Source organism: Chloroflexus sp., assembly GCF_056331925.1.
In genome coordinates, this window is the sequence record NZ_JBWGQH010000010.1 from 1 (window position 1) to 24028 (window position 24028).

16 protein-coding genes are annotated in these 24028 nt (G+C 54.6%); 11 read left to right on the forward strand and 5 right to left on the reverse strand.

What is annotated here, in order from left to right:
- Together AC01ZF_RS06855 and AC01ZF_RS06860 are read right to left on the reverse strand one after the other, a co-directional pair.
- A partial coding sequence (locus AC01ZF_RS06855; RefSeq protein WP_476575244.1) for a DEAD/DEAH box helicase occupies window positions 1–162 on the reverse strand: 162 nt, incomplete at its 3' end.
- Window positions 163–674: 512 nt separating this feature from the next.
- On the reverse strand, window positions 675–1829 hold the full coding sequence (locus tag AC01ZF_RS06860) for a CRISPR-associated protein Csx3 (protein WP_476575229.1): 1155 nt from the start codon (window positions 1827–1829) through the stop codon (window positions 675–677).
- A 230-nt stretch (window positions 1830–2059) separates the two neighbouring features.
- Between AC01ZF_RS06860 and AC01ZF_RS06865 the strand changes: the two genes are divergently transcribed.
- From AC01ZF_RS06865 to csx2, 10 genes are all read left to right on the forward strand, one after another.
- Window positions 2060–2938 (forward strand): CRISPR-associated ring nuclease, encoded by an 879-nt coding sequence (locus AC01ZF_RS06865; protein ID WP_428113566.1) that lies wholly within the window; start codon window positions 2060–2062, stop codon window positions 2936–2938.
- 152 nt (window positions 2939–3090) lie between these two features.
- Window positions 3091–4836, forward strand: a complete 1746-nt coding sequence (locus AC01ZF_RS06870; protein ID WP_428131253.1) for a hypothetical protein — start codon at window positions 3091–3093, stop codon at window positions 4834–4836.
- Window positions 4837–4849: 13 nt separating this feature from the next.
- On the forward strand, window positions 4850–6478 hold the full coding sequence (locus AC01ZF_RS06875) for a Cas10/Cmr2 second palm domain-containing protein (protein ID WP_428113562.1): 1629 nt from the start codon (window positions 4850–4852) through the stop codon (window positions 6476–6478).
- On the forward strand, window positions 6475–8805 hold the full coding sequence (locus AC01ZF_RS06880) for an RAMP superfamily CRISPR-associated protein (protein WP_428113560.1): 2331 nt from the start codon (window positions 6475–6477) through the stop codon (window positions 8803–8805). The genes AC01ZF_RS06875 and AC01ZF_RS06880 overlap by 4 nt, the downstream gene beginning before the upstream one ends.
- A 3-nt stretch (window positions 8806–8808) precedes the next feature.
- Window positions 8809–10602 (forward strand): RAMP superfamily CRISPR-associated protein, encoded by a 1794-nt coding sequence (locus AC01ZF_RS06885; RefSeq protein WP_428113558.1) that lies wholly within the window; start codon window positions 8809–8811, stop codon window positions 10600–10602.
- On the forward strand, window positions 10599–11174 hold the full coding sequence (csx19, locus tag AC01ZF_RS06890) for a type III-D CRISPR-associated protein Csx19 (protein ID WP_476575230.1): 576 nt from the start codon (window positions 10599–10601) through the stop codon (window positions 11172–11174). The genes AC01ZF_RS06885 and csx19 overlap by 4 nt, the downstream gene beginning before the upstream one ends.
- 12 nt (window positions 11175–11186) lie before the next feature.
- Window positions 11187–13289 carry a TIGR03986 family type III CRISPR-associated RAMP protein gene (locus AC01ZF_RS06895; RefSeq protein ID WP_476575231.1) on the forward strand — a complete coding sequence of 701 codons (2103 nt, stop codon included), beginning with the start codon at window positions 11187–11189 and terminating at the stop codon, window positions 13287–13289.
- Between the two features lie 9 nt (window positions 13290–13298).
- Window positions 13299–13583, forward strand: coding sequence for a hypothetical protein (locus tag AC01ZF_RS06900; protein ID WP_428113552.1), 285 nt, complete (start codon window positions 13299–13301; stop codon window positions 13581–13583).
- Between the two features lie 531 nt (window positions 13584–14114).
- On the forward strand, window positions 14115–16196 hold the full coding sequence (locus AC01ZF_RS06905; protein WP_428113550.1) for a TIGR03986 family type III CRISPR-associated RAMP protein: 2082 nt from the start codon (window positions 14115–14117) through the stop codon (window positions 16194–16196).
- A gap of 8 nt (window positions 16197–16204) precedes the next feature.
- Window positions 16205–17440 carry a TIGR02221 family CRISPR-associated protein gene (csx2, locus tag AC01ZF_RS06910; protein ID WP_428113548.1) on the forward strand — a complete coding sequence of 412 codons (1236 nt, stop codon included), beginning with the start codon at window positions 16205–16207 and terminating at the stop codon, window positions 17438–17440.
- Window positions 17441–18025: 585 nt separating this feature from the next.
- On the opposite strand, the gene AC01ZF_RS06915 is transcribed toward csx2, so the two are convergent.
- The gene (locus AC01ZF_RS06915) at window positions 18026–18745 is read right to left on the reverse strand and encodes a haloacid dehalogenase type II (protein WP_424676302.1); all 720 of its coding nucleotides are present in this window, start codon (window positions 18743–18745) and stop codon (window positions 18026–18028) included.
- 916 nt (window positions 18746–19661) lie between these two features.
- Between AC01ZF_RS06915 and AC01ZF_RS06920 the strand changes: the two genes are divergently transcribed.
- Window positions 19662–20291, forward strand: a complete 630-nt coding sequence (locus tag AC01ZF_RS06920; protein WP_424676303.1) for a hypothetical protein — start codon at window positions 19662–19664, stop codon at window positions 20289–20291.
- 66 nt (window positions 20292–20357) lie between these two features.
- Here the strand turns inward: AC01ZF_RS06920 and AC01ZF_RS06925 are convergent, their stop codons facing one another.
- Together AC01ZF_RS06925 and AC01ZF_RS06930 are read right to left on the reverse strand one after the other, a co-directional pair.
- Window positions 20358–22235 (reverse strand): S8 family serine peptidase, encoded by a 1878-nt coding sequence (locus AC01ZF_RS06925; protein WP_424676322.1) that lies wholly within the window; start codon window positions 22233–22235, stop codon window positions 20358–20360.
- Window positions 22207–23706, reverse strand: a complete 1500-nt coding sequence (locus tag AC01ZF_RS06930; protein ID WP_476575232.1) for a S8 family serine peptidase — start codon at window positions 23704–23706, stop codon at window positions 22207–22209. Before AC01ZF_RS06930 ends, AC01ZF_RS06925 begins: the two co-directional genes overlap by 29 nt.
- Window positions 23707–24028 lie beyond the last annotated feature (322 nt).

Sequence of the window (24028 nt, forward strand, 5' to 3'; positions counted from 1 at the left end):
GAGCAGAGGAAAAATGGCGGCCTTCGTCTTGCCACTGCCGGTTGGTGCCTGAAGAATGACGTTCCTGCCATTGAAGAGATGCTGAGCGACGGCGATCTGGAAATCATACGCCGGAAAGCCGAACATTTCCTTAAATGACTGTTTGAGCGTATCATCGTTCATAAGGTTAAGGTCCTATCTTTGGATATATCTTGCGTGGGTTAGGTGTCTCTATTCCTGGAGATAAGGCAATGTTAGCACTGAGATTTCGTGCCTGGCCCAACATCGTATGCGCTACCTTCAGCCGTACCAATTTTCAACCCGACAGACACTCCTGCGTTCCGCTACCCGCGTTCTTCCCCCAAGACCCTTGAGATCGGGCGGGATACCGACCAGGCACAGAGATCATTCCGCCGGTCTGGTTCCGCAACCGGGAGGAGTGCGCGGAGCCAGACCTCAGGGGTCGGGTGCGTTTCCTGTTGAAGTCTAGCACACAACGCCGTCACAAATGCGACATCCGACGCCAGCACGAGAGGCAATGGTCGCGTATGACGCGCGCCGTGTGATGTCCGGTCGTCATGTTCGCAATAGCGGGTGAAAAATCTGTATTGCGCGATACCTTGTTGCATTCTCCAAATATAAATTGCGTCATCCGCCAGAGCGTTCTGAGCCTCATTTTCTGATCGGCGCTCCGGCTATCGGTTGCTCCGAAGTACAACCAGCGATCCTGGACGATACTCCTGCACTCTGCTTGTAACGACAATGCCGTTCGTGTATTCCTGCGCCTGGACGATTGCCAGCCACGGATGATGGCGGTAGGCAAGCGCCGCGCCGACGGTCAACCAGTGTGGAATCTTGCCGCTGAGCACTATGCCGCGCTGCGGGTCGCACGCCGGCAGTGTTGTGCCGTCGATTTCGTGGTAGTCGAGGTATGGCATTCCGGGTTGCATCTCAATCCAGGTCCATTCGGAGGTTGTGGTGATCTGCCATGAAAACGCAGCAGGCGCCGCCGATGATGCGCAAGTCAATGAAACGGGAGGTTGCCATCCCAGGCGGGGGTCGAACAGGAAGACCGTGTTTGGCGCTGCGCGCAGCGCCAGCGCGGCGTACAACCAGTTCGGTCCCCGTCCGTAGATAGAAAGGGCTGTGTCCGGCACTTCATCGAGGGCGGATGGCAGATCGTTGGGCTGCCAGCGCCGTTCGCGCTCCGGCAATCCGATCGGGCGCGCGAGGTGATCAATATCGATCACCAGTTCGGTAGGGGTGTGCGACAGATGGTACGCTTTCAGTTCAACATCGGTGTAGCTCAAAACCTGCTTCAACCGCTGTGCCAGCGCCAGCGCCACAGGTCCGACAGCGTCGGTATAACGTTCGAGGCTGCCGATCTGCCCGCGCAACACCGGCGCGTCGGCGTCGATGCGGTCGGCGCCGTCGAGGACGGAATGGAGTTCTGCGATAATCGCCAGCCCGTGGCGTTCAGCGCGCTCACGCCATTCTGTCAGCCCCTCGACTGTGGCGGAAATGAGGACGGCATGGGTGCAATGGTCCAAGATGCGCTCCTGATCGCGCGTCGGTTTTCCACCGGCATCGACGATCAGCGGCAAATGGCGTTGCGCTAAGTCGCGGCAGACCCGATCGACAAAGTCGGCGCTGAACGATCCTTTCTGCCGCAGCAGTCGCACAGTTTCGGGAGGCGCTTCCTGACTCCAGTCGCCTTCGCCGTCGGGGCAGGCGCGCAGCACGTAATGTTCCACGCGCTGCCGGCGCAACTCTTGTGTGAGCAGATAGGTCAGCACCGACTTGCCGCTATGCGGCGGACCGCCGATGAGAATGGCAGGGAATGGGTTCACAGGCGACTCCTGGTGAATGGGACACGGATGGTTTTGACAAACAGCATAGCGCTGTTATAGTATGAACAGTTCACAGGCGACTCCTGGTGAATGGAACACGGATGGAACGGATCGGGAGGGTCCGCGCGGATCGGGAGGGGGCGCGCCTCGTGTTCTCTACCCCGCTGAGGAGTGAGGATAGCGCGTGATCGACCGCACATCCATCGCGCGCTGATCACATGGGAGCAAGCATGCAGCCAAAGACCGACGCTGGTGCCACGCTGGTGGCGACGCTGGGAGGGCAGCCGCAAATCGTGACCTTTGCCCTCGATGCGCTGCTGGCACAGGGTGAAGCCATCAGCGACGTCTACGTTTTGCACCTCTCGTTTGCCAACCTGCGCACCCGGCAAGCATGGCAGCGGCTGCAAGCCGAATTCGTTGACGACTACTATGCCGGACGGCGCTGCCGACTGCGTCACGTTCCTCTTCGCGCGAACGGCTCGGAACTGACCGACATCCGTGCAGCAGCGGACGCCGAGGCGGCGTGGCAATGCATCCGCGACCTGATAGCCGACCTCAAACGTGAAGGGAGACGGCTGCACCTCTGTCTCAGCGGCGGTCGGCGCATGATGGCGCTGCTGGCGATGTCGGCGGCTGCGCTGCTCTGCGACCACCAGGACCGCATCTGGCACATGCATACGCCGGAAGCAACGTTGCAGCGGGTCAAGGATGGTGCACTGATGCACGTGACACCTGCCGATGGCGTACAGTTGATTCAGGCGCCACTGGCGCCGTGGGGTGCCTATTTTCCGGCGCTGCGCGCCCTGGCGCAGACGCCAATGCAGGCGGTGGAGACGCAGTTGCGGCGCATTGTCCCCGTTGATGAGCCACAGTGTCGCCAGGTGTGGGAGCGGCTCACCCTGCGCCAGCGCGACGTGCTGTGCGCCTTTGCTCGTGGGTTGCGCCCGGATCAGGTGGCTGTTGATCTGTCGGTCTCGTTGAGTACCGTCAATTCGCACAAAACCTCCATCCTGGCCGAGTGCCGCAACGCATGGGAACTTGCGGACGACGCACCGCTCGATTATCGCTTCATCCGCGAGCATTTTGCTACATTTATAGAGGGAGTATAGCAGCCGTTCAACCGAGCCGCATCAGCAGAAGTGATGAGGAAGAATCAGCAGGAGTGGGGATGAGCCGCACCGACAGTAGTGGTAAGGTAGACTGCAAGAGCAGATCAGGCTGCCAACCGGTGTACGTAATGGTTATCCACGAGGAGATGTGTATGGGTGGTAAGTGTGATATTGACAATTTGAGGGAACAGACGTACAAATTCTGGAATAAACACAACTATGAGGATTATATTCAGCAATATATTCAGCAATTGCTGGGTTGCGAACTTAAGATGGCTGCTCAAGAACCTGATCGACTACGCGGTGTTGACCAGCCTGTTCACACCCTAGCGCTGACCGTCGGCGAGTCGTTTGAGCCTCTGTTGCAGGTTGTTTGCGTGTTAAAGCCGAAGCGGGTAGTGTTGGTATTGAATACATTGTATAGCAAGATGCCGGGCGTTGATCATGGTACGCGGCTCAAGGGGTATATGCTGAGCCTGAAGCAGGCTCCTCTCTCTGAACAGTTCCGTCCCAACTTGGCGGACGATAGTTTTGACCTGATCGAATTACCCAAGGATACGCCTACCCACGTTTTCCGCGCTCTCCGCGAAGCGTTCCAGAAGCAGGAAGCCCAACCTCCGGCAGGTTACACCAACGTTGTAGACATTACCGGCGCTAAGAAGAGTATGGTGGTGGGTGCGTTTCTCTACGCGGCTCATTCGGGTCTGCCGATCACTTATGTTGATTTTGATGAATATGATCCCGATTGGCACCGGCCCTATGGCTTTACCTGTCGCATTGGAACCGTTGCCAACCCCTACGAAGCCTTCCACCTGCGTGACTGGGAGCAGGTGCGACGGTTGTACGAGAGCTACAGCTTCCGCAATGCGCGCGTTTTGTTGGGGAGTGAGCCTGGTTCCGGTAGTCAGGGGAGTGGTATCCTCGGTGCGATGTCGCAAACTCTGGACGCTACCGCCAACGGTGATTCGCTGTTTGAGCCGTGTGATCTGGAGAAGGTACAGCGTTTGGCCAAGTTGCTCAAAATGTATGAAGAGTGGGAAAACGGCAATTACGCCGTTGCTAAGCAGATGCGCGACTGCTTTGATCCGCCGTTGCCCGATGATGTGGTACCGTGGAGTATTGATGTCTTAGGTCTGATTTGGCCGAATGTGTCTGCTGTAACGACCGCAACCGCTGCGGCGCAGCAGTTGCTGGATAAACACCTGAAGTTGAAACATGGCGATCCCGACCCTACTCATTCGCTGTTTAACCAACCAGAACCGCTGCTGGCGTATGTGAGCGATGAGCTGGCGAAGATCGAGCGGTTAATTACGAAGAATGAAGATTACCGTTCGGCGTATTTGCGGGCGGCCGCTCTGGACGAGTTTCTTTTGAAGGCGCGGCTATGCATTGCCTGGCTCAAAGGTAGCCTTGATCTGACGGACAGTGGCGGGTCATCGAAGAAAGTGAGTAATTTATCTAATACCGAGCAAAGCGAGGGTTTCAAACGTCTCGCCGATCACAGTGGGGCTGAGGCAATGCGAGAAGTGTTATTAGGAGGCAAATCGCTTGATCTACGAGGGTGTGGGAAAGTAAAAATTGTGTCGGGCTGTCCTTCACTCAATAAGTATTGGGATGGCAAAGCGCTCGATTTTACTCACAATGGTAATCGTGGTTTTACCAAACTGCGTGGTGAAGCCATTCATACCCATCTGTACCTTCCTAGTTCTGTTGCCGAGGCCGCGTTGGAGTGGGTGAAGGCTGCTGTGGAAGAGTTTATCCAAAACTGGTTAGAGCATTTCTATCCAGGTACGGTTGCTGCTGCTAAAGGAAAGAACGATCGAGTCGCAGCGCCTTCGTGGTCGCGTTTGGTTGAGGTATGCGATCTGAAATTCTTACCGCCGGGTCTGCGTCAATAATGGAGATCCACCTATGCCCTACCTCTTGGCTGCCGAGGCCGATAAGATTCAGGATTTCATCTTTCGCTCTTCGCGCTTGCGCGAAGTGGTCGGGGCGAGTCAGTTGTTGACCCGCTTCTGCCGTAGCATTGAAGATACATTGGCGAAGCAGTACAACGGTCAGGTTGTGGTCAACGATGGTGGTAGTTTTCGGGTCATCTTTGACGATGTCCGGCAAGCAATTGATTTTGGCAACGATTTGTCCGAACTCTACCGTTTGACGCTCGGCGGCAGCCTGACGGTCGCCGAACCGGTGGAGATGAACGATGACTTTGCCGACGCGAATAAGAACGCCGCTGAGAGGCTGCGCTGGGGGAAGAATCGTCGGCAAGGGGTAATGGTCGAAGTTCATATGCCGTATGTGGCCTTTTGCGAGTCGTGTGGCGTGGGGTTGGCGGAACGGCGTGATCGGCTGGCGGTAAGGAACGCTTCCCGCCACAGATATCTGTGTGCGACCTGTCAGATTAAAGCAAAGGAGCGAGATCGCGGTCTGCGTGAATTCCTCGGTGCAGTGTACGATGCTTATGCTAAGAAAGCGGAAATTCCTGCCCATATTAAGCCGGATTGGCCCGAGGACGCCGATGCCATTGCCGAACTTGACCTGAGTGGACGAAACTACGTAGCCTATTTGGTGGCCGATGGCAACGGTATGGGTCAACTATTCGGCAGTTGTGACCAGCATCAGCTCCAGCAACTTTCGCAAGGTCTATCAAGGGTGCTGAGCGAGAGTCTGGCCGTTCCGATGATTGCGTTCCGCAAGCAGGTTCCGGCACAGGCAGCGATGATACCGATGCTTCCCCTCATTCTCGGTGGTGACGATCTCTTTGCGCTCATCCCGGCGCCGTATGCGCTCGATATTGCCCGTCGCTTCTGCCTCGAATGGGAAAAGTGCATGCAGATGCTGGTAAATAAGATAGGTCTGCACAACGTGCCTCGTCCGACGATTGCCGCGGCAGTGGTAATTTGCAAGGGTACCTATCCGTATACACTGGCCCATCGCCGGGCCAAAGCCTTGCTAGAGGATGCCAAGCGCCAGAGCAAATTGCTGGCTGCCAAGACGGGCGAGCATCTGTCGGCGGTCAATTTCGAGGTCATTTTAGGCAATCGGTTGGCGGGCATAAACGAGGCAGACGGTGATCAGGTCATCCAGCGCTCGTTACGTCCGTATTGGGTCGCCGAGAACGATCTTTCGGTAGGTGCCTTACAACACGGTATCGACCTTAGGCATCTGCTGGCGCAGCGCTATGCACTGAAAGATCTTCCCCGGAAGCGCTTGGCCGAATTGCGCCGTTGCTTTGCCGAGGCGCCGGCGGGTATTTGTGTGCGGGAGCGTACCCAAGCCTTAGAACGGTGGACGCAGCATCGGCTCGAAAAGATTCTGGAGCGCTTGAGTGCAGCTTCACGTTCGGCGGTAGTCGGTGCACTCGAAGCGGTAGGCAAGCTCAAGAACGATGGGAATGGCGCTCACTACTGGCGCAGAATCGCGCACGATAACCGCGATGTAGTCGCTCACGGTATACCCGATCTGCTGGAAGTATGGGAGTTTGCGCAGGATCTGTCACACGCTCCCGACGATTATGAACCGCAGGAGGAAGAGGCATGAGTACCCGTCTCGAATTCGAGATCGAGTTCAAGAGCGATTACCACATTGGCGCCGGTTATGGTCTCGGTCTACAAGTTGACTCGGCCCTACTCCGCGACGCCGACGGCGTACCGGTAATTCGCGGCACGGTGCTAGCCGGTCTCCTGCGTGAAAGTCTAGCGAACCTGCTGACGTTGCAACCATTTGCGCGACCTGATTGCCAGCAACTTCTTGAGCGCGTCTTCGGCTCGCCGCGTCAGCTTAAACGCTGGCGCATCTCGTCGGCCCGGCCAGCCGGGTTGCTGGTACCGCAGGTACGCCCCCAAAAGCAGCGCATGCAGTTTATGGTCGCCCAAACCACAACTCGCGCGCGGATCAATCCGCGCACCCGCCGCGTTGAAGAGAATAAACTCTTTACCCACGAGGACGGCGATGGCAGCCTGCGGTTTCGCTTTGTGGCTGAGTGTGAGTGTGATGATGCCATTGCGCAGCAGGAAGCGGAGTATATCGTTGCGGCGGCGCGCATGCTGCGCAACCTCGGCGCAGGGAAACGCCGTGGCTATGGTGAGTGCGAGATTCATTTAGTTGATCGAAACAGAGAAAGCGAACTGTTAACACGGCTGGCTAAGCGCCTAAAGAGTGAGACAGTCCCTGAGTCTGCGCCTGAGATTATTCATGACGAGACTAAGCCGTTTCATCTGCCTACCGATACCGGTAATCACACCTATCGCCTGCGGGTGATCATCCGTCTTGATGAACCGTTGCTGATTGCCCGCCGCGCTGAAGCCGGCAACCAGTATGAGACGCTCGACATGATTCCCGGCAGTGTGCTTCGCGGCGCGCTGGCGTGGTGTGCGGCGAAGCGTCTGGGACAGCAACTTCAGGGGTCGGTATACCGGTGTTTTGTCGAACTGTTCTACCGTGATACAGTACGCTTCTCGATGTTGACTCCGGTAGAAGTGTCTCAGCAAGCTAGTGGTTATCCCACTATAATTGCCCCGCGCGATCTGCTAACGTGCGAATTGCATCCGGGGTATGCCGATCCCAGCCGAGATAAAGGCCATGGAGTCTGGAGTCTGTTCGATCCGAGTGCGCCGGAGGAATGCCCGCGATGTAAGCGTACCGGCCAGTTAACGAGCTTGGGAGGGTTTATTTCATTAGTCAGAGGTATGCCGCGTTCCAGGCATAAACCGTCTACGATGGTAGAGATGCACATTCGCATCGATCCTGACAGTGGGCGGGTGCGTACCGGCGATCTGTACGGGTACGTAGCTTTAGAGCCGGGTCAGTATTTTGTCGGTGAGGTAACCTGTACCGATCAAACGGTCTGGGACCTTTTACAAAACATGGCCAATCTTCAACCAAATGGAGAGGTAAACGAACTGCACCTCGGTAAAGCCACCCAACGCGGCTATGGCAAAGTTAGCGCCGTGTTTCAGCCAATCAACGAACCGCTGTTCAGCTTGCAGCCACTCACAAAACGCCTCACGTCAACGAAGCATGTCACGATGCTCTTGTTGAGTGATGCGATTATTGTCGATCCTTGGGGGCGCTTCTGGCGTGGGTTCGATGCCGCATGGCTACAGCGCGAGTTGCAGTTGCTGGATAGTGCAGAAGTCTCGATTGATTGCAACCAGAACGGCGAGGCGCTGGCGTTTTCAGCGGTGCGGACGGTAGACTCCTTCAATGCCACGTTAGGTTTGCCGCGCGCGCGAGACATTGCCATCGTTGCCGGTTCGAGCGTGCGATTGAGTTTCAAGGGCATTGAGCTGGATGATCTCATACAGCGCCTGAAAGAGGTGGAGAATCGCGGCATTGGGTTACGCCGCGAAGAGGGGTTTGGCCGGGTGGCCTTTAATCACCCGATCTATCGGCAACTCGAAGGAATCGACAGCCCGATGCTCGATCTCACTTCGTTGCAGATGGCGTCTGCCGAACAGTCGACCCCGCTTGTGGCCGTGCTTGCTTTCACCCGCGAGTGGGAGGAAAAGCTCGAAGCGAAAGCAAAATCCTTCGCTTGTTTCAACGATGGGCGTTTTGAGACGATTGCCCGTCTGTTGCATATTTCTCAGCATACCTCGGTTGATGCCATCAAGCAGGATTTACAACGATCAGGGAATGCAGAGAACATTCTCGGCAAATCGTTGTCCGGCCGCGACAAACCGAATTTCTTCACGGCTGACGGGAAGAGCGGTATGGATGTGATCGATAAGCTGCTGGATGTGTTGGTAGACAAACTCAGGCAACACAAGTTGGACCAACATCCGCAGGCATGGCGCATAGGCTTGCAGATGCTGGCTGCCCGGATCGCTGCGCCTGCCCGCCAGAAGGCTGAAGAGAGGAGATAGCCGATGAAGTTTCGTGCCATCACTGCTAAGCTAACGCTGCGTACAGCGCTTCACGTGGGCACGGGCAGCGATACGGAAACGACCGACGATCTCTTGCGCCGTGATGTGCGGGGGCGGCTGCTCATACCGGGTACCGCTATCGCCGGTGCGCTGCGCAGCATTGCCACGCGGCTCGCGCCTCGCTTTGGGGAAAGTCCGTGTCAAGCGATTGACAACCAATCGTCAAGCGCCGTCTGTCAATGCCTCGTCTGTCAGCTCTTCGGCGATGTGAATCCAAGGGAAGATAGTGATACCGCCACTGCTGCCCGGGTGCTGGTCTACAATGCCGTGCTCGATACGATCCCATCGCTGACCATCCGCGATGGAGTTGGGATTGATCGGGTGACCGGTGCGGCTGCGCGACGTGAACGGATTAAGTTCGATTACGAAGTGTTGCCGGCGGGGACGGTATTTACTCTGAGGCTTGAGATCGATCCCAAACTGCCTGATGTGCCGAAACTGCTGCCCTTATTGGCGGCGACGTTGGCCGAATGGGAACAGGGACGAGGAGCAATCGGTGGTCGGGTCAATCGGGGGTTGGGTGCGTTTACTCTCAACGAGGTGCAATGGATCGAGCGCGATCTGAATTGTCCAGAGGTGCTGATCGAGTTTTTACACCACGGGCCGTCTTGGCACACTACTGACGGCGACCGCACATGGCTGACCACTCAGGTCCAGCAGGCACGGGCGTGGGTAAAACCGTACCAGGGTGATGATCCGGTCGCCCGTTCATGGGTTTTGGCCGAATTTACACTGGCCGCAACCGGTCCCTTTCTGACCAACGATGTGGCTCAAGCCGGTCGGAGCGGGTTTGATCATGCGCCGGTGTTCGCGACTTACGAGCAAGGGGCTAAGCCGGTGTTGCCCGGTTCGAGCCTGCGCGGTGCTTTGCGGAGTCAGGCCGAGCGGATTGCCCGTACTCTAGCGACCGTAAGCGCATGGGATACCGGTAAGGATATGGAGAGTCGCAAGACGGTATTCTTAACTACGTGCCCCGCGTGCAACCCGCTGACGACCAAAACGAGCGACCCGGTTGCGAGTTGTAATAGTTTCATCAAAACCCTACCGAAGAGTGAACGAAATTCTATTGAGCAGCGTGGTGCCAAAGACAAACTCTGTCTCGCCTGTCGGCTCTTCGGCAGCCCGTGGAACGGCAGCCGGTTGCGCGTCGAAGATGCACCATTTGTCGGCGATAAGGTTACTCTCAAGGTGCTCGATTTTCTGGCTATCGACCGTTTTACCGGCGGCGGGCGCGATACGGCCAAGTTCGACGCGGTGGTGCTGTGGCAGCCCAAGTTCCGAGTGCGTCTCTTTCTCGAGAACCCCGAACCATGGGAATTGGGTTGGCTGGCGCTGGTGTTGCGTGATCTGCACGACGGGTTGATCACTGTTGGCTTCGGTGCCGCCAAAGGTTTTGGTCAGTGCAGGATCGAAGACGGTGCTGTGACTCTCGGCATTATTCACGAAAGCGATTTTCCGCTGTCTGAGACGAATAACCAGGAGCCGGCTGCGCAGCAGGCGATTACCGCTAAACAGCGACTTTTGCAATCAAAAGGCGGGATGAGCGGCGTCTACCGCACGTTGATGCTTGATCCGACAACAGAGAACGATTGGAGGGCTCTGGCAGAGAGCTGGATCAGAGCGTTCAATGTGACGGTCAAGGAATACAAACATGCATTCGGTTTGAATAAAGACGGCTACTTCGATGAAATCAACGGCACTTGGTTGCCCGATCTCTATCCAGCGAGGGTGTCATGAGCGACGAAAGCAACGACTTTTTTACCCAACTGTATAAAAAGATGCAGCAGGCGAAGTTGAGCGACTCAGATCGCCCGGCCATCCTGGGTGGCGAGTTTATACCTGATCAACTGTGCGACTTCCTCAATGCGTGGCAAGCGCATTGGCAGGGGATGCCCTACCGAATCTGGGAACACGTCAGCCATATCGAGTTTGCTGACCAGCCCGCCCAATCGGAATATCTCCAGCGTGCCGAAATCTTCGGTGAGAGTGGTCATCTCTCGCTGCGGCGCGATGGTAATCGCTGGCTGTGGCATTACATCGGTACATCAGTATCGTTCAATGGATTCGCCTTCGAGAACTTCTGGCAGAAACATCCCGCCTGTCAGCTTCGCCGTTACGAAGAGTCGGTCATACTGTGGGGTGAGCGCAAAGATAATCAACCGCGCTGGTTCGAAGACCGGGTTGCAGCGTCCATCCTGGCGTATCCTCTGAATGCAACTGGTCGCGTCTACCTGCATTTCTGGCGCTACACCGAACAGGGACGAACGGCGTTTGTCTGGTACCGGGCATTAAATGACAGGCCAGCATAAAGCGGAGGCACAATGAGCAAATCTAAATCCCCACGCCGGCCTATATCGAGCGGCGCCTCATCTGCACAAGGATACCGCTTTCTCAACCCCTACAACTTCGTGCGCACATTGGAAACGCGCAACCGGCACCTTGCCCCTTTGTTAGGTCGTTGTGCACCACCGCCCCATGATCGGTATGTGGGGTTGACCGGACGTATCTATTGCCGACTCACCGCCACCACCCCGATCTTTGTTGCGGATAGCGAGGATGTGCGCGAAGAGCACGTCAATGGCAAGATCCATCGTCACTATCGCTTCTTCCGCGATCCGGAAGGCAATATCGCTATTCCCGGTACGAGTCTGCGCGGTGCAATCCGCGCGATCTTTGAAACAGCGACCAATTCCTGCTTTGCCCACTTTGCCGGTGATAAGCGATTGAGTTATCACCTGTTGCCAGAGCTGGCGCTTCAACTGGTTCCAGCGCGGGTGCGCCAAATCGACACGCGGTGGGAATTGGAGTTGTTACCCGGAACAACAACGATCACACCCGGCCAACGACCTTCCGGTCCGCAGTACGCTGCATGGGTGCATGTGTACGATCCGTTGCAGAAGAGCAAAACGGTCGCTCAGTCGCCCAATACGCCCTACGATCGGCGTCAAAAACTTTCGCTGACCGGCTTTGCACATGGTGAGTTTTGCCAGGCGATTATCGAGCGTATGAGCCATCCGCGCCGCAATTTCAAGTTCTGGAATGTGGTGCACCTGGCAAAATCGGACCAACCACTGCCGAAGCCCGGCGCTAACCAGCTACAGGTGAGCGGGTATCTCTGTATTACCAATCAGAACATTGAGAATAAACACGATGAGCGGCTGTTCTTCACCAATCAGAAGCTCTCTCCACTTGATTTGCCTGACTCAGTATGGCAGAAGTACGAAGAACTGATCGCCGACTATCAAGAGCGTCACCGCGATGAGGTGCGCAAACGGCGGGATCCAAATCGTCCGCAGGGCAAGGAGCCGGCCTTCAGCCGTTTTATTGTCGAAGGCCGCCAAAAACTAACAGATGGTGATCTGGTCTATGCCATGCTCGACAAAGATGGCAACAGTGGATACAAGGTGCGATTCATTGTGCCCGTCTCGGTGTCGCGTGTCGGCTTTGAGCGCACCATCGGCGAACTGCTGCACCCCTCTAATCTGAAGAAATGCTCAACCTACGATGCGCTCTGCCCTGTGTGTCGGGTGTTTGGGTGGGTGTGGGGTGACGAAACCGCCGTTAATCCTCCAGAACTGTCAGCACGAACGGCGTATGCCAGGCGCGTTAGCTTCAGCCATGCCGTATTGACCAAAGATGGCGGAACGTGTGATGAAACCCTGGCTATTCTGTCTACGCCCAAGCCGACCACCTATCGCTTCTATTTGCGTCCACGCACCGGCAAACCACAAGATGGACAAGATGGACAAGACGACGGACAAGTAGATTACAACAGCCAGAATCAGATCCTGCGTGGGCGCAAAGTCTATCGCCATCACGGTGCAAAGCTCAATCCGCAGGAATACCGGAGTGTCAACGGTGCAAAGAGTGATCAGAACCGGACGATGCACTGTGTACAACAGGCCGGCAGTGTGTTCGAGTTTACCGTCGATTTCGCGAATCTGGCTCCGGTAGAGTTGGGTGCTCTGCTGTGGAGTTTGCAACTTGAGGGCTGGTATCACCGCATCGGCTACGCCAAACCGCTGGGGTTCGGCTCGATACAGATCGAGGTCGTTCGTGTTTCATTGCTGGACCCTACCGAGCGGTATGCATCGTTTGCACGTAGCGGTTGGCACGACCAGGATCCGCAACGCATCAACGCATGGATCACGGCATTCAAGCGAGCGATGACATCGCGTTTTGGCGCTGCGTTTGAGCAGTTGGCAAACATCCGTGATCTCAAGGCATTACTGGCCGATACTCCACCCTTGCCTGTCCATTACCCGCGTTCGACACGCCAACCGCAGCCGGATGGCAAACAGTATGAATGGTTTGTCGGCAACAAGCGGGGAGGTAAAAATCCCGGACCGCGTATCGCGTTGCCACTGGCGGAGGATGATTCTGCGGGGTTACGGTTAATTGGCAAGCACGGTGTTACTGAGTGAGGTGGTTTCATGCCAACCAATGAGCTTTCGCTATGGGAAGTCTTGTATATTGGCTCGAACTTGGAGTTTCTGGGCAATGTCACTGCCCGAACACCGCTCTACCCCTCTCGTACCAATCCACTTGGCATTACCGACCGACTAAGAATGCCCCGTCAAGACCTGGAGGAACTCGAATTATCTGAGGCTGAGCGTGTTTTGAGTGCCGATTTAGACGAGGTATTGAAGTGCATAGAGGAGGATTACCATGCCGATGTTTTAGGTAGGAATGCCAGAAAGATACGACAAGATCGCTAGAAATGTGCTTAACGTTTTGTCTGAAGAGGGGAGCAGGCGGAGGGTGTTCGTAACTTTGCGGGATCGCACGGATCAAATTATCGATCTGCTCCGTGATCCAATATATTTTTAGTGTCGATCCGGAGATATTAGAGTTAATCGACGTTAGTAAAGACGACTTCTACGAAGCAGCGAGGTGTTCTTCAGTAGGATTTTTCTGTGGCATCAATGATGTTTATGCTCCGCGCTACTGAAGAGGTATTGCGAACCTACTATTCTAAAGTCACTCATCAACAGGCCCAAAGAAGAAATTGGGGCGTCTTGTTAGAAGTGCTCCGTATCCCGGTTTTGAACTGTCCATCTGAGCTGATCAATTTGTTGGGAGAATTACAGAGAAGGCGAAATGCTGCCATGCATCCCGGTATAAGAAGGCCGGATGAAAGGGATTTGAGCACCGCGAAGGAGATATTCTCGATGTGTGTCACCTCACCTGATGGTTGACGATTCTAAAGGCAAGGTTCGGTGCAGCACATATCTAGTGATGAGGTCGTGATGGCAAAGCACAAAAACAAAAAGCGTGGACAGGTGCATCAAGGCGGAGGCAAGGCCAATCGCCCCGAAAAGCGGGATCGTTATCAGGTATCGGCGCAAGTGGTTCCACCATCGCCACCGACGGTACCGTGGCCACGTGCCAAAGAGTCAACCAAGGCGCGGGAAGCCTACCGCTTCCTCAACCCATACAATTTCGTCCGCTATTTGCCACCACCCGATATACCGGAAACCGATCCCGATGCGCAGTTGCTGGGCCGTTGCCCGCCGCCGCCCCACGACCGCTATGTGGGTTTGACTGGACGCATTACCTGTTCGCTGGAGGTTGTAACGCCGCTGTTTATATCTGATAGTCACGATGTGCAGGTGACGAATGTTCTACTGTCTGATGGCAGAGAAGTACAGCACAAGCGTTATCGCTTTTTCCAGTATGATGGTCAAGACGCCATACCTGCTACGAGTCTGCGCGGCATGATCCGTGCCTTGTTTGAAACGGTGACCAATTCACCGTTCAGTGTCTTCAATGGCGAGGAACGGCTCGAGTATCGCATCGACCCGATTGAGGCCAAACGATTTAAACCAGGCATCGTGCTGAGTTTGCCTGACGGTGATCAACCGGGCGTCATTGCCCTCTGTGAAGAAGCGAAGATCGGTGCGTATCACGAAGACGATTACCTGAACGTCTTGCACGGCGATTGGCGTTGTGGTGAAGCGGCGTATGCCGTTCTGAGAACTACCAAGAATGGTGTAAAGAAGGTGGAAGCACTTGCGCGTGAGCAAGATAAGAAACGCTTACTAAAGCACAACAAACCCTTGGTTAAGGGGTGGGTGAAAATAACCGGCCGCACTATTGAGACAAAGCGCAATGAGCGTTTCTTTTATTTCAAAGAAGGTGATTCGGCCAAAGCCAAGCACGTCTCTTTCGATACCGAGCGCGAAGCCGACTTTAACGCGGTGTTGCATGCCCAACTCCACGAACGACGTGACGATTTTCACCGCCAGGTGCAGAGTGAGCGGTTGATGCCGGGCAATTTGGTGTACGTTGAACTAGAACCGGATCAAAAGACGGTGCGCAATATTGCTTTGGCAAAAGTGGCACGGTTGCGCTATCGTCACGCAATTGGTGATCTGCTCCCTGAGCACCTGAAGCCGAGTGAAGAGTACGAGCGGCTCGATATTGCTTCGCGTGTATTCGGATGGGTACGCGCCACGCCAGCCGAGGATCGGAAGGCACGCATCGCCTATGCCGGACGGGTGCGCTTCAGCCACGCAGTATTGACTGAAGACAAAGGCGTGTACGCCGAACCAATGCCGTTGGCCGTCTTGGCTTCGCCCAAACCAACCACCACACTTTTCTACTTGCGCAAGAAAGACGGCGAATTGAGCGAAGCAGAACGCACGCAACCGGGTGTGGTAACGACCATCGGCTACGATGGTCCTAATCAGTTGAGTGGACGGAAGTTCTACCGTCACCACGGAAATAGCCTGAATCGACTCGAATATGAGCGTGCCGGGCAGCGTCGCGATCATCAGAATCGCACGGTGCGCGGAGTACGTGTGCCGGGTAACGTATTTCAGTTCACAATCGATTTTCATAACTTGGCGCCGGTGGAGTTAGGTGCTTTGCTGTGGACGCTAAGCTTAGGCGAAGAAAAATGCTTTTTCCGGCTCGGTTATGCTAAACCCCTGGGATTTGGCAGCGTGAAGCTGGAGGTCGAGCAGGTTGAACTGCTTGATCCGATCGCACGCTATCGTTCGTTGCAGACATCAGGGTGGCGCCGTGCTTTACCCACGGAACGCAGTAAATGGATAGCTGCTTTTGCAGAAGCGATGAAGCGCTGCTATGGTAAACCTTTGTGCGAATTGCCGAATATTATCGATCTCATGACGTTGCTGCGCGATCCGGTTCCACCGCTTCCCATCCATTACCCGCGCACCAATGTTCATCCAGACCCAGAGGGCAAGAACTTTGAGTGGTTTGTTGCCAATAAGGTAAAATCAAACAAGTCTGCCAACGCCGGTCGCAACCTCGAATTGCCGGGCAATGAGAAAGGCTTGCAATTGTTACAGAAACTCGCGGAGTGATATGTCGTATGAAAACTAAAGCTATTACCTTCCTCGGCGTTAGACCGCAAGAAACATGCTATGTCTTTCCAGATGGTCGCGAGCATGTTGCGCCCTTTTTCGGGCTAGCATTGGCTCAGCACCTTCCAGATCTAGATCTCGTCGTTTTTACTACTGAACTGACGGCTCAATTCTATCATCAATATTTTGCCAGTGCGCAAGTTGCGAGCATTCGAGCAGTTTCCATCCCTGATGGGCGCGATGATGATGAACTGTGGCGGATCTTTCAGAATGTGGTTGAAGTCATTGAACCGAACGAAGCGGTTGTGTTCGATATTACTCACGGCTTTCGTTCGCTGCCATTCTTATCCTTCCTCGCCGCTGCCTATTTGCGCAAAGTCAAGGCCATTCAACTAAAACATGTATTCTTCGGTAATTTTGAAATGCGTGATCAGAGTGTCACTCCTCATCGCACGCCTGTGCTTGATCTGACCAATTTCGTCGAATTACTCGACTGGATGGTCGGGGCCGACCTGTTTGTGCGTTTCGGCGATGCGCGTGATTTGGCTACGTTGCTGCATACGCAGCATAACCGGGTCAAGCCCGATCCAAAAACTGCTAGTAATGATGAAATGGCTGCTTGGAACAAGTTACCAATTAAAGCAACAGCGAATAATCTGACGAAAGTCTCAAAGGCACTGCGCGTCGTGCGACCGGCTGAGGTTATGGAGGTGAGCAAGCAAATCTACCAACAGTTACCGAATGCTATTTCATCGGTTGGTTCTCTAGCGATGCCCTTCGAACCTCTCGCTAAGCAAGTTATCAATAGCTTTCAAAAGATTGCGCTTGGCGACAATGAGCTTAAGGCCGAGTGGGAATTGATTAGCTGGTATCTAGAACGCGATCAAATCTTTCAAGCGGTGGCATTGATGCGTGAGTGGTTGGTGTCATGGGTGATGGTACAACTTGGTAAGGATGGTGAGTTATTGGAAAAGAAAGAGCGTCAACTGGTCGAACAGGCGCTTGGTGCGGCTGTCCAAGCACAGAGTGGAGGTACTGGCAAAGAAGAGAAAGAAGAGATACATGTTAATCTCAATGCCATTCCCTCACTGAAAGAAGTGATTGATCTTTACAACCAACTTGGCGATTTGCGCAACGATCTTATGCATGCCGGCAAGCGTAAACACCAACTGTCTGCTGAAAAGGTCGAGAAACACGTGAAGAACGTGTTTGATCAGTTACAGAAGTTGCCTCTTCCCAACTGACTATAAACGGTTTAGAGCGGGATAGTGAACAGCAATACTCGTTGCGTTGTGGTTGTCCGAGGATGGTGCGGTGAAACGACTGCGATGAGATCCGTGCTGCAAAGTAGTTTTCGGTGCAGGCGACATTGCTTATACCACTATTGCTTCTGAGCAATAGACGGTCGCTTGCTTTCTGGCAGTGCATTTCTCGGTGATGCAGTATGTATGTTCAACAACATTAACACAAAAGCTTTGATGCATGCAAGTAGTTGGTAAGAGTGTAACCTGGAATCTTCATTTTTCTTCGTATTTATCAGTGCAGATTGAAACATGTTCTAATTCGGTTTTTCGCTACAGTTGATTTGCTGTCCGCCATTTTGCAATGCACATTCGCTTTCGACACAACCCTCAATAAAGATGGCCGTCTGGTTTTCGATGCAGGCCATCAGTTTGCCCATGCGGTACGGACGGTTTACAAGCGGAATCCATCTGATACCAGAAACGTGTAAGCGTTTGGTCAATGCGGTGAATCTTGCTAAAGGTAATCTTAATTAACTATCAACATGGTCGAATACGCTAAACTCCCGGTTTTGCGGTTATCGGCTGTCAGCCAGAATCACGGCCCTGATTTTCCGAAACGGTACTACGATCTTGTCCGAGTTCTACCGCCACGATCTGCTCAGCCACGGTAATCAAGTCACTCCCGATTACATCGGGCGGCGGTGCAAGCGGATCAAGCACCATCCCCGGTCGCGCAACGAAAGCAGCCGCACAACCAACACGTAACGCACCAACGATATCCCATGCGTGGGCAGCAATGAGCCGAATGTGGTTGATTGGTACGCCGAGCCGGTTCGCTGCCATCTGATACACCTCTGGTGCCGGCTTTAAACGTCGTACTTCTTCGACCGAGAGACATTGTTCAATATAAGGCTTCAACCCGGCGGAAACTAGCTGGGCTTCGGCAAGGTCGTAGTTTGAATTGGTCAACGTAACGATCCGTAACCCTGCTGCCCGTAACCGTTCGAGGGCTGGTACAACATCCGAATGAGGTGGTAGACGTCGCATTCCGTCGAGGATGCGTCGCCGATCAACGTCACGGAGTGTGAGACTGCGTCGATTTGCTATCATTGTTAGTGCGGCATCCCCTAACGTGATGAACGGTTCGTAAATCCCGGTAATGGTAGCGACCATCGCCAATTGCAGCATTTGTCCAAACCATTCTTTGCGGACTGTCGGATCGCCGAAAATTTCATCGAAGGCGGGATCAAGCGCTCGTAGATCGAGCAAGGTCTCGTTAACGTCAAAGACACATATACGTGCCATAACTTTCCTCCTTTCCGTTACTGGTTGCTATCTCGAGCAGTTTAGAATCTCTTTCAATAAAGGTCAACATGCAGTAAACGGCCCGGTATGCACCAGGGTGACTTAATCGATACCCAATTGGGCGTCATTGCACCCTTGATCCCCTGGTAGGACCTCGATTGTGGGTGTCACGTGCGGAATGAATGCCCCACCTTGAACGGTAAGCCGGTGCGATAGATGAGATGTGCGATCCCATCTGGTGCGCTTTGCTGAGCCGACCGGCTGCCCAAGCGAACCGTGATTGCCCGCACGCCTTCCTTGATAGCAGCGTTGGCTCCGATCAACAGTGGGGCAATGGTGTCGGATACATCAGGTTGGCACGGGCAGGCGGATGATGATAGTGGTGGAAGGCAATGCTTATCGATAGGGATGACAGTCGGGCATCACAAGTGCTCGACGTGATGCCGCACAGGCGACGCTTGCGACAATCCGTGTGTCTCACTTGCGCGGTTAATCTCACATCCGTTGTGGGGTGATGGCAGCGGACAAGCCCTCCGATCACCAGGAGGTGTGGTGGACGTACATCGATATGAGTTTACGTCTCTCACCGATGCACGCCGTTCGGCTAAGCAACTCTCACTTGACAACCGCGATACGGGTGGGAGCGAGCTATGACTGCTCTTGGAAGGTCCAGAAGTGATGTTTCATTCGAACGGACAACTATCGGTGTTTGGGTTTGTGAGAAACGGGAGCTGCATTGGTACCTATTTGTCCTCCCGTAGTTAGTCAACCATATGTTGAAAGAGGTTCTAATCTATCAACTATTGGTGCGTTTGATGATCTATCACGGTATAATCTTGAACGCTCCCTATGGAACGAATTCACTGCGCTTTTCGTCTTCTGAATAAATAATCCTCTATCGCACAAAGGAAGACCTATGTTGCGTTGGTTTACAGGAACAGTTGTTATCATTATCCTCACCGCTTGCGGTGCTCCGGTGGGTAGCTCGCCTGTTCGGCCCACAGTGGCTCTCGATCAATCTGTTTCCACTCAACCTCCCGCTGCTACCCGCATTCCTGATACTGCCTTACCGACAGCAGTCCTGACTGTGTCGCCGTCGCCTACGCCTGCTGTCTCACCAACTACTTCGTCATCGAGTATCCCAACGATCAAGGAAACATCAATACCACCGCTCAAGGAGTCGCCGATGCCCATTCAACCTGCACCCCCATTTAATGCCCAACCGTTGCAGCCCCCCTACAGCCCCACCATCGAACAGCAGATCGCTGCTGCCAAACAAGACCTGGCTCAGCGCCTTGGGATTGATGCTGCCACGATTGAGGTTGTTTCGGTCGAGGCGGTAACGTGGCCCGATGGTTCACTCGGCTGTCCACGTCCGGGTATGGCCTACACTCAGGTCTTGATCGATGGTCTGCTTGTGCAACTCCGGGCCAATGGCCAGATGTATCCCTACCACGGTGATGGTCGCCAGCCCCTTTTCTTGTGTGATTCGCAAGCCGGTTCGCAGTCAAAACCACCTCGCCAGTCGCCAAGTAACGCACCGTAACGTTCTACATACCTACCCCCTCTCCACATTGCGTGGAGAAGGGGGTACGTACGCTGCAAACTCGCATTACGGCCTGACAACCTCACCACTGAATGATTTGATGTAGGTGCCGAAGAAAGATGGGCTGGTCAGTTCAGCGTAGTTTGTCCAGCGACCAAGCCGAACACCTTGGGCACGGAATGTGATCGTCACCGTTTGTCCCGGTGTGCCGGGTGTAGTTGCAATGTACACATCGTCTGAACCGGCGGTCGGGATAGTACCGATGACCGGTCCAAAACCGTCGTTGCTGTAGATGTTTGCACCTCTGTTGCCAAACGCATTCTCAGCACCGACGGTGACAAATCCGCCATCACCGTTCGAAAGAACCGGACCATACGAGTAGGTAATGTCCTCGACCCCGTTCAGGCCGATCCAGATCTGGAAGGTGTTGATTTGGCTGTCACCCCAGTTCGGCGCGTTCTCCCACTCCAGAATCAGCCAGCAGGCATTCGCCGGGTTGCTGCACGGACCAAAACCGACAAGGTAGGCATAATAGTTACCACCTGCACTGCCGTCAAGGTCGGTCCAGAACGCGCCAAGCGTGTTGTTCGGGCGTTCTGCATTGGGAAAGGTGCGGTTGATGAATGAAATGTCTGCCGCAGTACCACCACCGACCACTGCGTAGCCATTACTGACCATCGCGATCGTATTGTAGCTTTGCCCACCGAACAGGAATGAACGTGAGAGGGTTAGGTTGACGAGAGTCTCGTCACCGAGACTGATATTGGGTGATGCACCAAGACCGGCTAGTGAGAGGTAGCCGTTGAAGCCTAAACGACCCGCACTCACATTCGGAGGCGCTGCCCCGAGCAAGGTTCCGTTGTAGGTAAGACCGTTGCCCATCTCAACTGCACCACCGGTCACGCTACCGCTCACCAGTTTCAATTGTCTTGGCATGGTGTCGTTCATCGTGACCGTCACGTTGTTGAAGGTGTTGTTGGAGATAGTAATGGTGCAATCGGTGGTGCCGCGCAGCGCGAGCGTGGCCGGGTTGCACTCCTTCTCCATCTGGATCGCAGGCTCACGGCGCACGATGGTGATCGGGAAGCGGACCTGACAACCGTTACGCTCGGTGAAGACAACCACGGCGTGGCGTACCTGTCCAATCGGTACGTCACGTGCGTCAACGGTGATGTTGAAGGTATAGGTGCCGTTGGCTGGAATGAAGAATTCCTTCGGAACCGTTATCTTAAAGTCACGTGGTTGGCCGGCCTGGTACGAGATCGTACTCTTGTAGAAGCTGTCGTAGCCCGACACCTCACGCACCGTTCGGCTTACGGTGATCAGTCCTGGTATGTTCGGAACGTATAAGCTTGGATAGTTTGCCTTCCACAGTTCGTTTTGCAACGTTACGTAGTTGGCGCCGCTCTCATCGAATGTGAGTCCCGGATCCCATGCCTTGTTGAGATTGATTCGTCCCGAACCGGCATCGAATGGCGTGAAACGGGTCACGCCGTCCTCTTTAAAGACGCCGGCTGCTTTCGCGCTGGTCATCAAAGCCGATTTGATCTGACCCGGCGTCCATGTTGGGTTGAGCCATTTCAGTAAGATGGCGGCGCCAGCGTTGTGCGGACTCGACATTGAGGTACCGCTCAGGAAAGCGAATTGTGGTACCGGCGTTCCGTATTCAATCGCTGTGTAGCCGGCCAGAATATTGACGCCAGGCGCAGTAACGTCGGGCTTGCTAATGCCGAGCGTTTGGCCGGGTCCACCGCGTGAGCTGAAGCCGGCCATCACATCACCCTGTATCGGGCCGGGGGCGCCGGCTGTGAAGGTGGCCGTCGCACCGGGGTTGGCAGTTAGGAACGCCAGCAGCGCTGCGCCATCGGTGTTCTGAATGTGAACTGTGGGAATGATATGGAAATCGGCATCGAGACTACTCGGCGACGAGTTGTACAAGATCATACCCACGGCGCCCGCCTTCAGCGACGTTGGCACTCTTAGCGACGCGCGCAATCACACCACGCTGACAGACAACGATCTGCCCGGTGAACGATCCCGGTGCTGCCGGGTTTAAACAGAGCGGGTCACCTGTATTAACCACAACCGAAGCAGGGGTGGCAATCCCGGCACCACTCGATGCACCGACAGCGGTAAATGTTCCACTGCTGCCTGTGACGGTTAGCGTGCTGAGATATGAACGATCTGAGGTACTGGCGCCAACAGTGGCTACCCACGGTTCGCGATGGTTGACCGTGTCGGCTCCAGGACCGGAGTTGCCAGCCGAGGTCGACACCAAAATCCCGGCATTGTAGGCGTCAAGGAAGGCGAGCGAGGCGATATCGCTGTAGGGGTTTGTTCCACCGCTAATCGAGAAGTTGATCACTTGAACGCCATCGCGGATCGCCTGCTGCACTGCTGCCGCCGAATCGGTTGTGAAGCAGCCTTGTTCACCGCAGACTTTGTAGTTGACAACATAGGCGCGTGGGGCAATACCTGAAATCGTTCCAAATACCCGACTCCCATCACTGGCCGGTACGCCACGATTGCCGGCTGCAGTCGAGGCTGTGTGAGTTCCGTGACCGTCATCGTCGCGACCGGATAGAAATTCATATGGCTGGGTGCCGACAAAAAAGTCATAGGCAGTCATGAAGCGGTACGAGCCGATCAGTTTGTTGTTGCAAGTAAATGGCGCGTCGCCGGGTATCGCACTGCCAAAATCACATGCGCGCACGCCACCGGGATTACCCGGCGCCGGTGGGGGTGGTGCATATGGCTTGCCGAGCGGATCGGGATCTGAGAACGAGGGGTGTTCGGGCCAGACGCCGCTATCGAGCACACCGAAAATGACCCCTTCGCCAGCAAACGCCGAACCACCGCCGCGGTTCCATGCCGTGGTAGCGCCGATAAAAGTTGGAGTGCGGTAGGTTTCGATTTTCTCGATCCGGTCATTGATCACATCCACTACGTTCGGCAGTCGGCGCAGTTGGTCGAGTTGGGAAACCGGCGCTGCAACTGAAACGCCGCCAATGATCAGATCGAAGCGGTGGGTGATGACGAGGCCGGGTATACGCTGTTGCGCTTGGGCGATAAGTGCATCGAGTTCGGCGTTCAGTTGGCGCAGGTACTGCTGGGCAGCGGGGGAGTTGATGTTGGTAATACCATTCTGCGCCATAAACGACAGTAATGATGGTGAGTCGACCTTCAAGAAGACGCTAGCAAGGGTGCCGTCGCGCGAGAGAGCAAGTTGTTTGTTGTAAGCTGCATCCTCTCGGCTTGTGATGGTTGCTGGCTCGATAGTTAACGGCGTCCCGGTCGTGGGGCGTTCAGGGCGTGGCTGCGCTCCAACAGGGCGCAGCGGCGTTATTCCGACCAAAATCAGCGACAGCAGCAACGTCAAAGCCACGAAGTACGAGCGTGGAAATGGACGACTCATGATTCCCCCTTCAGATGAATACAGGAAACGACGGCATACCCCTTTGTATGACGTTTGATGGTGAAAATGCACCTCCTTTCACTGTGATTACAGCATACTAAGCATGCATGTTCATTAGAACAACGCACGTTACAGAAAGCTAAATGTAATGTGACGATTCAGACAAAGTTTATTGTAGTAGAAACTTTTCTACCGTTCAAGTGCTAGGAAGTGGATTGCGGCAGCTAGTTGATGAATCTTTTTATAGATCATGATGAGATTTTTGCCACTATCAAAGTACAGCCTCGGTGTGACGCGATGGTCACCGGTATTGAAGCGACGG

Bases quoted from the DNA above. Each gene is read 5' to 3' on its own strand.
- AC01ZF_RS06865 (WP_428113566.1), top strand. From the start codon at position 2,060: ATGCAGCCAAAGACCGACGCTGGTGCCACGCTGGTGGCGACGCTGGGA.
- AC01ZF_RS06870 (WP_428131253.1), top strand. From the start codon at position 3,091: ATGGGTGGTAAGTGTGATATTGACAATTTGAGGGAACAGACGTACAAA.
- AC01ZF_RS06875 (WP_428113562.1), top strand. From the start codon at position 4,850: ATGCCCTACCTCTTGGCTGCCGAGGCCGATAAGATTCAGGATTTCATC.
- AC01ZF_RS06880 (WP_428113560.1), top strand. From the start codon at position 6,475: ATGAGTACCCGTCTCGAATTCGAGATCGAGTTCAAGAGCGATTACCAC.
- AC01ZF_RS06885 (WP_428113558.1), top strand. From the start codon at position 8,809: ATGAAGTTTCGTGCCATCACTGCTAAGCTAACGCTGCGTACAGCGCTT.
- csx19 (WP_476575230.1), top strand. From the start codon at position 10,599: ATGAGCGACGAAAGCAACGACTTTTTTACCCAACTGTATAAAAAGATG.
- AC01ZF_RS06895 (WP_476575231.1), top strand. From the start codon at position 11,187: ATGAGCAAATCTAAATCCCCACGCCGGCCTATATCGAGCGGCGCCTCA.
- AC01ZF_RS06900 (WP_428113552.1), top strand. From the start codon at position 13,299: ATGCCAACCAATGAGCTTTCGCTATGGGAAGTCTTGTATATTGGCTCG.
- AC01ZF_RS06905 (WP_428113550.1), top strand. From the start codon at position 14,115: ATGGCAAAGCACAAAAACAAAAAGCGTGGACAGGTGCATCAAGGCGGA.
- csx2 (WP_428113548.1), top strand. From the start codon at position 16,205: ATGAAAACTAAAGCTATTACCTTCCTCGGCGTTAGACCGCAAGAAACA.
- AC01ZF_RS06915 (WP_424676302.1), bottom strand. From the start codon at position 18,745: ATGGCACGTATATGTGTCTTTGACGTTAACGAGACCTTGCTCGATCTA.
- AC01ZF_RS06920 (WP_424676303.1), top strand. From the start codon at position 19,662: ATGTTGCGTTGGTTTACAGGAACAGTTGTTATCATTATCCTCACCGCT.
- AC01ZF_RS06925 (WP_424676322.1), bottom strand. From the start codon at position 22,235: ATGATCTTGTACAACTCGTCGCCGAGTAGTCTCGATGCCGATTTCCAT.
- AC01ZF_RS06930 (WP_476575232.1), bottom strand. From the start codon at position 23,706: ATGAGTCGTCCATTTCCACGCTCGTACTTCGTGGCTTTGACGTTGCTG.